The following is a 10,340-nucleotide window of genomic DNA, read 5'->3' as shown; positions in this document are numbered from 1 at the left end:
TGTCCTTGGCATCCAGTTGGTAGGCCGCATTGCGCTCGGTACCCCGGTAACATACAGCCTGAATAAACGCGCTGGACATGAAAGACTCAGGTGCATCCGAAGCCATCAAAATACCGCTGACCGTGGCTCGCAGAGTGCCGTCTTCGTCCTTAGAAACAAGCTTCATCTTTTCGAGAAACTCCTGATCCACCCTGGGTGAGATGACGGTACGAAATCTGTTCCACAGTCTGGAGTTCAAATCATCGACCCCTGTGCCCGGAACCGTCTGTTCATCGAAACGGATAAGGCGTGCCTGACTACGCTGCTGGAATAATCGTGCAAGGACATCTGGTTTCATCTCGCGTTTGGAACTACCGATTCGGCGAAAATAACCATTAGGGCTTTTGTGGACAAACAGACTGCGAGGGACATCGACTCTCAGGATGATTTTCTCATTGCCGTGTTGATCGGGCACAATGCACTTGCGAATCACGCAATCCAGGGGAGGGTCAATCGAATCGTTGCAAATGGAGCGCAGCCAGCCTTCAACGAAGTCCAGTTTCTCCGGGGGTATCCCACGGATCTCTTTAGTCTTGTCATCCACTCCCAAAACAATGATCCCTGATACCGTATTTGCCATAGCTGCCAGTTCGTCCGCCATGCCATTCTTATGCGGGCCGATCACTTTTTCACCGATGAATTCCACGGCCTTGAGTTCAAGCACCGAGTCTTCTCCCAAGGCGATTTGTCTGAGCAGGTCGGACATATTTTCATACATCAGCGGCACTCCTTTTCCAGGGCCAGATTAACACCGTGCCCTTTATCCCAGTTTTTGCTCAGCACCTTTTCGATGTTCTGACTCCACGCCGCATTGAAAGCGGGATCTGAAGCAAAGAGCTTGTATAGTTCCAATTCCTCCTTCCGGCGTCTTATTAACCCGACAATTAAATAGCTATGCTGCTGCATACTGAATTGCCTTGGCTTGGAAATAGCTGGCAACCCGCTTGGGCAGTTTCTGCAGCTTGCGCATATGAGACATTACCTTCTGCTTCAGTTGTTCCTTGTTGCGCGCAGGTGGACCGCTATGAACGCCAGCCTTGAGATCGCAATTTTAGGTATTCATCGGGGTTCAGCTCAGGCGAGTACGGTGGCAAATAAAAGACCTCGATTTCATCTTTGTGGTCACTCAGCCAGTCCCTGACCTTATACGCATGATGCACCCGGAGATTATCCAGGATCAGAAAAATCTTCTGGTCACAGCTCTTGACCAGACGCTTCATGAAGTCAATCAGAAGACCCGCATGCATAGTGCCTTCATAAATTCGGAAACGCACCTTGCCGCGATTGGTGATCGTGGAAATCAGATTGATGGATGCGCGCTTGGCGTTCTGCCGCAATACCGGCGCCTGCCCCTTGGGCGCATAGCCTCTCACATGCTGGCAATCCGACCTCAAACCCGTCTCATCACCCCAGTGGATCTCCGCCTTCCCCTCCTTGGACTCCAGCTTTTTGACGGCCCGGTGTTTACCGGCTTTTTGCAGCTTCCGGCGACGATGAGCGTAGATTCTTCGTACATGACGAATCTGCTTGGCTTTCCAGAAGATAACGGGGCCATCGGGTGTTGCGGCCACAGCCGGGACATTCTGCCCTCGATCCACTCCGATCCAGCGGTCTGTCTCTTTGGCGTCGGGAACCTCCATCGACACCGAGAAGTTTGATTGTCTTGGTGAGTATCGCCACAGTTCAAAACGTATACCGTCTTGCGCTGTCGCGCAAGACGCGGCTTATATCCCCACGGATACATCCGGGGGCTTTACGCCGCAACTCGGTAAAGCTCAGCCGGCGTTACGCTCCAGCTCATGCAGAGCCGCTCGGGTCAGAAAGGCTGATCGGCTTTTGATGCCATGCAGGGTCACATACTGATCGATCTGCTTCACCACGCGGCCAGGCAGGGTGACGTTAATCTTTTCCGTCTTGCCCAGATAGGGGGTGAGATCGATCTCGACCAGCCCCCACCCCCAGCCAGCAAAATCGGGTTTCTGGCGGTGCTCAGTGATATTCCCGGGCATGGGAATCGCCTTACCCGCCGCGGCGAGCTCTTCCAGCTGGATATGCGCAACCTCGACAGCCATCTCGTAGGCCTGCTCGACAGTATCGCCGGCGGTGATCGCGCCGGGAATATCCGGGAATACGATGCCGGTGGCGGTGTGTTCGTCACCCCATTCGATGGCGATGGGATATTGCATGGCTCTCTCTCCTGCCAAGCTGAAGCATGCCCACGAGGTTACTTCAGCCCGGCTTGCTTCATGATGCTGTTAACGGTACCGGTGGGCAGATCCTTCTTCGGGTGTGGCACGGGTACTGATCCAGGCTTGGTTGGGTGCTTGAAGACGTGATGACTGCCCTTAATGCGGTCGAGATACCAACCATCAGCTTCCAGTGCCTTGATCAGGTCTTTGCTCTGCACCACCCTGCTCCTGTTTCAACGCTCCCTTGTGAACATAACTCTGGAGTTATCTTCCGTCAACAAAACGGCAACGCATACCGCGCCTCGGTCATCCGCATGATCCAGCCCCGGCCATCCTTGCGCTGCCGCATGGCTTTGGCAGGCAAATCGGTGCATGCTGGAGACGAAGCCTCCCTCCCTCAAAGAAAAAGGCCTGCCATGAGACACCCGCACCCACGTCTTCCCTTCACGCTGCCGCCGATGCTCTGTCTGCTCGCGGTCATGGCCTTCACGCCGGCCACGGCGAATGAAACCGAAGCCACGCTCCCCGTCTTCACCCTTGAACAGGTGGCGGAGCACCATAGCCCGGATGACTGCTGGATGGCCATTCACGGCAAGGTCTATGACCTCACCCCCTACGTGCCGAATCATCCGGGACCGGCAGGCATGATGCTGGTCTGGTGCGGGAAGGAAAGCACCGAGGCCTGGGAAACCAAGAGCTACGGCGAACCCCACAGCAGTCTGGCGGCGCGTCTGCTCCAGCGCTATCTCATCGGCACCCTGGAAGAAACCGACTAGAGAACTTGGGCTTTAAACCGGGGTCTGAAAGCTCACACCCACCCGGAGCCCCGCCATGCGTCGATTTCTTCTGACCGCCCTGCTGATCACCCTGCCCTGGGGGCCCGGCCTCCTTGCCCGGGAAGCGCCGGGCCATGGTGATCTGTTTGACCATGATCTGCGGCGCCTGCACTCCAGCGAGGTGGTCAACCTGCGGGAGCGGTTCGCCGGGCACCCCCTGCTGATCGTAAACACCGCCAGTCATTGCGGTTTCACCGGACAGTTTTCCGCCCTGGAAGCCGTGCATCGCAAATATGCGGACCAGGGGCTGAAGGTGGTGGGATTTCCGTCCAACGACTTTCGTCAGGAAGCGGATGATGAAGCGGACACAGCCCGGGTCTGCTTTCAGAACTTCGGCGTAAGTTTCGACATGTTCGCCCCCATCAGCGTGCGGGGTGACGCGGCCCATCCCATCTTCCAGGAACTGGCACGGCAAAGCCGGGCGCCGAGATGGAATTTCTACAAGTACCTGGTGGACCGGGAGGGACAGGTGGTGGCCACCTTCTCCAGCATGGTGTCACCGGATTCCCGGCGTTTTGAGGCGGCGGTGGAAAGACTGCTGCGGGAATGAAAGACACAAAAAAGCCCCTCTCCCCTTGATCAGGGAGAGGGGCTTTAGGGACTTATCAGGAAGCCTCGTTGACCGCCTTCATGCTCAGGCGGATGCGACCCTGCTTGTCCACTTCCAGGACCTTGACCTTGACGGTCTCGCCTTCCTTGACGCGCTCGGAGACGCTCTCCACGCGCTCTTCGGAAATCTGGGAGATATGCACCAGACCGTCGCGACCGGGGAGGATGGTGACGAAGGCGCCGAAGTCCATGATCTTGGCCACGCGACCTTCGTAGATCCGGCCCACTTCCACGTCGGCGGTGATCTCTTCGATCCGACGACGGGCTTCTTCACCGGCTTCCTTGTCCACGGAGGCGATCTTGACCACACCGCTGTCATCGATGTCGATGGTGGCGCCGGTCTCTTCGGTCAGGGCGCGGATGGTGGCGCCACCCTTGCCGATCACGTCGCGGATCTTCTCCGGATTGATACGAATGGTAATGAAACGCGGGGCGTAGGCGGACATCTCGACCCGCGGCGTGCTGATAACCTTGTTCATCTCGCTCAGGATGTGCAGGCGACCTTCGCGGGCCTGAGCCAGGGCGGTCTCCATGATGTCACGGGTGATGCCGTCGATCTTGATGTCCATCTGCAAGGCGGTGACGCCCTCTTCCGTGCCGGCCACCTTGAAGTCCATGTCACCCAGGTGATCTTCATCACCCAGGATGTCGGTCAGCACCGCAAAGCGGTCACCGTCCTTGATCAGGCCCATGGCCACACCGGCCACCGGCGCCTTCAGGGGCACGCCGGCATCCATCAGGGCCAGGCTGGTACCACAGACGGAAGCCATGGAGCTGGAACCGTTGGATTCGGTGATCTCGGACACCACGCGCAGCACATAGGGGAAGTCGCCTTCCGCCGGCATCACGCCCTGCACGCCCCGCTTGGCCAGACGGCCATGGCCGATCTCACGGCGCTTGGGCGAGCCCACCATGCCGGTTTCACCGGTGCAGTAGGGCGGGAAGTTGTAGTGCAGCATGAAGCGTTCGCGGCGCTCACCCTCGATGGCATCGATGATCTGGGAATCCCGATCCGTGCCCAGGGTGGCGGTGACGATGGCCTGGGTCTCGCCACGGGTGAACAGGGCGGAACCGTGGGTACGGGGCAGCACACCGACGCGCACGTCGATGGGACGCACGGTGCGGGTGTCGCGGCCGTCGATACGGGGCTGGCCGTCCAGGATGCGATCGCGCACGATGCGCTTTTCCAGATCGTGGAAGATCTCCTTGACCTCTTCGGCCAGGGGGGAACCTTCCTCGCCATCGGCAAGGCGGGCCACCACGGCTTCACGGACCTCGGCGATGCGCTGGGTGCGTTCCTGCTTTTCGGCCACCTGATAGGCGGCGGTCAGGTCGGCATGACAGGCTTCGGCCACGCGGGTACGCAGATCGGTGTTGTCCTGCGCGGGCTGCCAGGACCAGGCCGGCTTGCCGGCTTCGGCGGCCAGTTCCTGGATGGCCTGGATCGCCACCTGCATCTGCTCGTGACCGTAGATCACGGCGCCCAGCATCACTTCTTCGGAGAGCATGGCCGCTTCGGATTCCACCATGATCACGGCGTTGGCCGTACCGGCCACCACCAGATCCAGGGCGGATTCCTTGAGCTGGGACAGGTCGGGGTTCAAGACATACTGACCGTCCACATAACCCACCCGGGCGGCGCCGATGGGACCGGCGAACGGCAGGCCGGACAGGGCCACCGCGGCGGAGGCGCCCAGCAGGGCCGGGATGTCCGGATCCACTTCCGGATTCAGGGACATCACCGTGGCCACCACCTGGACTTCATTGGTGAAGCCCTTGGGGAACAGCGGGCGCAGGGGGCGATCGATCAGGCGGGAGGTCAGGGTCTCCTTTTCGGAGGGACGACCTTCACGCTTGAAGAACCCACCCGGGATGCGGCCGGCGGCATAGGTCCGTTCCTGATAGTTCACGGTCAGGGGGAAGAAATCCCGGCCCGGCACTGCCTCCTTGCGACCGACGGCCGTGACCAGCACCACAGTGCCGGCTACATTGACCATGACGGCACCGGAGGCCTGACGGGCGATTTCGCCGGTTTCGAGGGTAACGGTATGCTGACCGTACTGGAACGACTTGCTTATTGACGGCACGTTGAATCCCGGTTTTGACTGGTTCTTGTTCGAAGGCTCCGGCCGAGACTCAGCGGCGCAGGCCGAGGCTGCTCACCAGCTCCTGGTAGCGTTCCTGATCCTTGCCCTTGAGGTAGTCCAGCAGCTTGCGGCGCTGGTTGACCATCTTCAGGAGACCACGACGGGAGTGGTGATCCTTCTTGTGCTTGGCAAAGTGGTCCATCAGGTGCTGGATGCGTGCGGACAGCAGGGCCACCTGGACTTCCGGGGAACCGGTGTCGGAAGAACCGCGCTGGTACTTTTCCACGATACCGGACTTGATTTCACTGCTAAGGGACATGCTCTAAGACTCCTGGCATTGATCCCGGCACCCTCTTGGCCGGAATCGTTACATTCGTTGAAGGCCCGCGATTCTATCACGCGCCCCCTGTTTGGAACAGGGCTTTACCCTGAATTGGAAGGGATCATCAGCCGCTTGGGCGCCACCTTGCCGTCGTCCTGAAGCTCACCAATGCCCATGAAGCGATCACCGGGACCATAGACCCGCAACCAGCCGGTACGGGCAAGGCCCGGCACGAACACCGCCTGACCCTGGGCGAGATAGAAGGCGCTGTCCGCATCCAGGCGAACCTCGGGCCAGTGCCTCAGGGCCTCGTCGGCCGGATGCAATACCGCATCCAGGGCCTCGGGACCCTGCTCGGCCAGGGCTTCAATCTGCTCCAGCGTCACCATCCTGGGGGCCTCGAAGGGCGTCAGCCCCACTCGCCGCAGCTCGATCACGTGAGCCCCGCACCCCAGCGCCCGACCAATATCTTCCACCAACGTGCGGATATAGGTCCCCTTGGAACAGGATACGTCCAGGGTCAGGGTATCCGCGGTCCGGGCCAGGCAATGCAACTGGTGAATGGTCACCGGGCGCGGCGCCCGTTCCACTTCCCGCCCCTTGCGAGCCAGATCATAAAGCCTCTGGCCCTGATGCTTGAGGGCGGAATACATGGGGGGAACCTGCTCGATGGGACCCCGGAACCGGTCAAGGACGGTCTCAATGCGAGCATCGTCCAATTCAGGTACCGGAAGGGTCTCGATCACCTCCCCTTCCGCGTCCGCCGTGGTGGTGGTCACCCCCAGACGGCAGACGGTGCGGTACTGCTTGTCCGCGTCCAGCAGGAAGGCAGACACCTTGGTCGCCTCGCCGAAGCACAGGGGCAGAAGACCGGTGGCCAGCGGGTCCAGGCTGCCGGTATGCCCGGCCTTTTTTGCCTTGAACAGATACTTGACCCGCTGCAAGGCCTGGTTGGATGTGTATCCTACCGGCTTGTCCAGCAGGATCAGGCCGTGCACATCACGGCGCTGGATTCTTGGCTTGCTCATGAAGGGTCGTCGGTGTCATCCCGATGGCGGGCCTTGTCTTCGGCCACGGCCCGGTCGATCAGCGCGGAGATGCGGGCACCTTCGCGCTGGGTATCGTCATAATGAAAATGCAGCTCGGGTATGGAGCGGATGCGCATGCGCCGCCCCAGCTCCCGACGCAGGAAGCCGGCCGCCTTGCGCAGTCCTTCCGAGGTGACCTTGATGGCCTCATCGTCCCCGAGCACGGTGAAGAAGACCTTGGCATGGGCCAGGTCCCGGCTCACCTCCACCCCGGCGATGGTGAGCATCCCCACCCGGGGGTCCTTGAGCTCCTCACGCACCAGTTCGGCCAGCTCCCGCTGGATCTGATCCCCCACGCGCTGGGCACGGGAATATTCTCTAGGCATCTCGAAATATCTCCAGGCCTTCGCGTATCGGATACGGGCGATTACAGCGTCCGCGCCACTTCCACCCGCTGATAGACCTCGATCTGGTCGCCGGGCTTCACGTCATTGTAGTTCTTCACCGCGATGCCGCACTCGGTGCCGGTCCGCACTTCGTTGACGTCATCCTTGAAGCGACGCAGGGATTCCAGCTCACCTTCGTAGACAACCACGTTGTCGCGCAGTACGCGGATGGGGTTACCGCGACGCACCGTACCCTCGATGACCAGACAGCCCGCCACCGCACCGAACTGGGACGACTTGAACACATCCCGCACCTGGGCCAGACCCACGATCTCCTCCCGCAATTCGGGAGAGAGCAGACCGGTCAGGGCCTGCTTGACGTCGTCGATGGCCTCGTAGATCACGCTGTAGTAGCGCAGATCCACTTCCTGCTCCGCCACCGCCTTGCGGGCGCCGGAATCGGCACGCACGTTGAAGCCGATGATGATGGCATTGGAGGCCTTGGCCAGGTTGACGTCGGACTCGGTGATCCCGCCCACGCCGGCGGCCACGATCTTCACCTTGACCTCGTCGGTGGACAGCTTCTCCAGGGAGTCGCGCAGCGCCTCGGCGGAACCCTGTACATCGGCCTTGAGCAGGATATTGACCACCGAGGCGGCCCCTTCCTGCATCTGACTGAACAGGTTCTCCAGCTTGGCGGCCTGCTGAGTGGCCAGTTTGGACTCGCGGAACTTGCCCTGACGGAACAGGGCCACTTCGCGGGCCTTGCGCTCGTCGGACACCACCAGCATGTCGTCTCCGGCGTTGGGTACGCCGGACAGACCCAGCACCTCCACAGGAATGGAGGGGCCGGCCGCCTTTTCGGGCTTGCCGTTCTCGTCGAACATGGCACGCACGCGGCCGAACTCCTGACCGGCCAGGATCACGTCACCCTTGTTCAGGATACCGGCCTGCACCAGCACGGTGGCCACCGGCCCACGCCCCTTGTCCAGGCGGGATTCGATGACCACGCCCCGGGCCGGGCCTTCCTTCGGCGCCTTGAGTTCCATCAACTCGGCCTGCAGGTGGATGGCTTCCAGCAGACGCTCCATGCCGTCACCGGTCTTGGCGGAGACATGAACGAACTGGGTTTCACCACCCCATTCCTCGGAGATCACGTTGTGCTGGGACAGCTCGTTCTTCACCCGATCCGGATCCGCCTCGGGCTTGTCGATCTTGTTCACCGCCACCACCATGGGCACTTCACCGGCCTGGGCATGCCGGATTGCCTCCAGGGTCTGGGGCATCACGCCGTCATCGGCGGCCACCACCAACACCACCACGTCGGTGACCTTGGCACCACGGGCACGCATGGCGGTAAAGGCCGCGTGACCAGGCGTATCCAGGAAGGTCACCCCGGTACTCTTCTTGAAGGGGACGTGATAGGCGCCGATGTGCTGGGTAATGCCGCCTGCCTCGCCCGAAGCCACCTTGGTGCGGCGGATGTAGTCCAGCAGCGAGGTTTTGCCGTGGTCCACGTGACCCATGACGGTGACCACGGGAGGACGCGGCAGGGCTTCGCCCATCTCCTCGGTCTCCAGGGCCAGTTCCTCGCCCACTTCGGCCTCCTGCATGGGCTTGGCGACATGTCCCATCTCCTCCACCACCAGGGTGGCGGTGTCCTGGTCGATGGACTGGTTGATGGTGGCCATCACACCCATGCCCATCAGGGTCTTGATCAGTTCGGGCGCCTTGATGGCCATCTTCTGGGCCAGCTCGCCCACCGTCAGCATCTCGGGGATGCTGACCTCGCGCACCACCGGCGCGGTGGGGCGCTCGAAACCATGCTTGCCGGTCGGCGCCGAGGCGGAGCCGGCGCGTCCTGCCTTGCCCTTGCCACGACGACCACGCTTGTCGCTGGCCACGTGCAGTTCTTCCCGCTTGGACTTGCCGACCTCTTCGCGCTCCTTACCACGGCGACGACGACGGGGATTGTCCGATGCCGGTGCCGCGGGGGTTGCCGCGGGAGACGCGGGGCCGGGCGCTGCCGCCGCTGCCGCAGCAGCCGCCGCGGCGCGTTCCATGGCCTCCTTGCGGGTAGCCTCCTCGACGGCCTGGCGCGTCTGGAGTTCCGCTTCGCGGCGGGCCATGGCCTCGGCTTCCCTGATCATTTCCAGCTCACGGGCCTTGAGGGCTTCCGCCGCCTTGCGCTCGGCCTCTTCGGCGGCGCGGCGATCGTCCTCGGCGCGACGCAGTTCCGCTTCGGCGGCAGCCCGCTCGGCTTCCCTGGCCTGGATTTCCAGCTCTTCGGGGGTCGGCTGGGGCTGCGGCGGTGCCGGCGGCACGTCTTCCGCCACGGCCGGTGCCGCCACATCATCGACGGGGGGATTGGCCACGGGAGACTGCGGTTGCGGTGCCTCGGCAATGCTCTCCATCGCCGAAGACTCGGGGGCTTCCTCAATCACCGCAGTCTCGGCCTCACCCTGCTTCACATAAGTTCGGCGCTTGCGCACTTCCACGCTCACGGTCTTGGCACGCCCTTGCGCGCTGGTCACCTTGAGTTCCGTGGTGCTCTTGCGCCGCAGCGTAATACGCCGGGACTGGCCGGCTTCTGACGTCTTGCCGTGAACCTTGCGCAGATGCTCCAGGAGCTGCAGCTTCTGCTCCTCGGTGACGGTCTGATCGGGATCCGCAACGGGCACTCCCGCCTCGGACAACTGCTCCAGCAGTCGTTCCACGGGCGTCCCCACTACTTCGGACAATTGTTTCACCGTAACGTCGGTCATGTGCCGTTACCTCCGATCTGAATGCTTCTGCGAACCCTGGCCGCGACCCGAGGCCGCGGGGCGTGCGCACGGCTGGCGC

The 10,340-nt window shown here is 61.7% G+C and carries 12 protein-coding genes; 2 read left to right on the top strand and 10 right to left on the bottom strand.

Annotated features, from left to right (window positions below):
- The 5 genes from ECTPHS_RS07170 to ECTPHS_RS07150 form a co-directional block, all read right to left on the bottom strand.
- Positions 1-757 (bottom strand): helix-turn-helix domain-containing protein (locus ECTPHS_RS07170; RefSeq protein ID WP_008932047.1); only part of this gene is annotated, 757 nt, incomplete at its 3' end.
- Positions 757-891, bottom strand: coding sequence for a hypothetical protein (locus ECTPHS_RS15320; protein WP_256364678.1), 135 nt, complete (start codon positions 889-891; stop codon positions 757-759). The genes ECTPHS_RS07170 and ECTPHS_RS15320, both read right to left, overlap by 1 nt.
- A 170-nt stretch (positions 892-1,061) precedes the next feature.
- On the bottom strand, positions 1,062-1,679 hold the full coding sequence (locus tag ECTPHS_RS07160) for an IS630 family transposase (RefSeq protein ID WP_008932045.1): 618 nt from the start codon (positions 1,677-1,679) through the stop codon (positions 1,062-1,064).
- 135 nt (positions 1,680-1,814) lie between these two features.
- The gene (locus ECTPHS_RS07155; RefSeq protein WP_008932044.1) at positions 1,815-2,225 is read right to left on the bottom strand and encodes a type II toxin-antitoxin system HicB family antitoxin; all 411 of its coding nucleotides are present in this window, start codon (positions 2,223-2,225) and stop codon (positions 1,815-1,817) included.
- Positions 2,226-2,263: 38 nt separating this feature from the next.
- Entirely contained in the window at positions 2,264-2,446 is a 183-nt protein-coding gene (locus ECTPHS_RS07150) for a type II toxin-antitoxin system HicA family toxin (RefSeq protein ID WP_008932043.1), read from the bottom strand.
- 198 nt (positions 2,447-2,644) lie between these two features.
- Here ECTPHS_RS07150 and ECTPHS_RS14770 point away from each other — a divergent pair, with 198 nt between their 5' ends.
- Both ECTPHS_RS14770 and ECTPHS_RS07140 read left to right on the top strand, forming a co-directional pair.
- On the top strand, positions 2,645-3,004 hold the full coding sequence (locus ECTPHS_RS14770; RefSeq protein ID WP_168044649.1) for a cytochrome b5-like heme/steroid binding domain-containing protein: 360 nt from the start codon (positions 2,645-2,647) through the stop codon (positions 3,002-3,004).
- Positions 3,005-3,059: 55 nt separating this feature from the next.
- Entirely contained in the window at positions 3,060-3,614 is a 555-nt protein-coding gene (locus tag ECTPHS_RS07140) for a glutathione peroxidase (protein WP_008932041.1), read from the top strand.
- Positions 3,615-3,669: 55 nt separating this feature from the next.
- Here ECTPHS_RS07140 and pnp read toward each other — a convergent pair whose 3' ends face one another.
- From pnp to infB, 5 genes are all read right to left on the bottom strand, one after another.
- A complete protein-coding gene (gene pnp, locus ECTPHS_RS07135) occupies positions 3,670-5,760 on the bottom strand; it encodes a polyribonucleotide nucleotidyltransferase (RefSeq protein ID WP_008932040.1) in 2,091 nt (696 codons plus the stop codon).
- A 49-nt stretch (positions 5,761-5,809) separates the two neighbouring features.
- Entirely contained in the window at positions 5,810-6,079 is a 270-nt protein-coding gene (gene rpsO, locus ECTPHS_RS07130) for a 30S ribosomal protein S15 (RefSeq protein WP_008932039.1), read from the bottom strand.
- 104 nt (positions 6,080-6,183) lie between these two features.
- Positions 6,184-7,110 (bottom strand): tRNA pseudouridine(55) synthase TruB, encoded by a 927-nt coding sequence (gene truB / locus ECTPHS_RS07125; RefSeq protein ID WP_008932038.1) that lies wholly within the window; start codon positions 7,108-7,110, stop codon positions 6,184-6,186.
- The gene (gene rbfA, locus ECTPHS_RS07120) at positions 7,107-7,496 is read right to left on the bottom strand and encodes a 30S ribosome-binding factor RbfA (protein ID WP_008932037.1); all 390 of its coding nucleotides are present in this window, start codon (positions 7,494-7,496) and stop codon (positions 7,107-7,109) included. The genes truB and rbfA overlap by 4 nt, the downstream gene beginning before the upstream one ends.
- A gap of 41 nt (positions 7,497-7,537) precedes the next feature.
- Positions 7,538-10,261, bottom strand: coding sequence for a translation initiation factor IF-2 (gene infB / locus ECTPHS_RS07115; protein ID WP_040405404.1), 2,724 nt, complete (start codon positions 10,259-10,261; stop codon positions 7,538-7,540).
- Between the last annotated feature and the right edge of the window lie 79 nt (positions 10,262-10,340).

Origin of the sequence: Ectothiorhodospira sp. PHS-1, assembly GCF_000225005.1 — a bacterium.
GTDB lineage: Bacteria > Pseudomonadota > Gammaproteobacteria > Ectothiorhodospirales > Ectothiorhodospiraceae > Ectothiorhodospira.
This window is presented reverse-complemented; position numbering and strand designations above follow the sequence as displayed.

What these genes read in the sequence shown, in the direction of transcription:
- ECTPHS_RS07155 (WP_008932044.1), bottom strand. Translation starts at nt 2,225, where the DNA reads ATGCAATATCCCATCGCCATCGAATGGGGTGACGAACACACCGCCACC.
- rpsO (WP_008932039.1), bottom strand. Translation starts at nt 6,079, where the DNA reads ATGTCCCTTAGCAGTGAAATCAAGTCCGGTATCGTGGAAAAGTACCAG.
- rbfA (WP_008932037.1), bottom strand. Translation starts at nt 7,496, where the DNA reads ATGCCTAGAGAATATTCCCGTGCCCAGCGCGTGGGGGATCAGATCCAG.
- infB (WP_040405404.1), bottom strand. Translation starts at nt 10,261, where the DNA reads ATGACCGACGTTACGGTGAAACAATTGTCCGAAGTAGTGGGGACGCCC.
- ECTPHS_RS14770 (WP_168044649.1), top strand. Translation starts at nt 2,645, where the DNA reads ATGAGACACCCGCACCCACGTCTTCCCTTCACGCTGCCGCCGATGCTC.
- ECTPHS_RS07160 (WP_008932045.1), bottom strand. Translation starts at nt 1,679, where the DNA reads ATGGAGGTTCCCGACGCCAAAGAGACAGACCGCTGGATCGGAGTGGAT.
- truB (WP_008932038.1), bottom strand. Translation starts at nt 7,110, where the DNA reads ATGAGCAAGCCAAGAATCCAGCGCCGTGATGTGCACGGCCTGATCCTG.
- ECTPHS_RS07140 (WP_008932041.1), top strand. Translation starts at nt 3,060, where the DNA reads ATGCGTCGATTTCTTCTGACCGCCCTGCTGATCACCCTGCCCTGGGGG.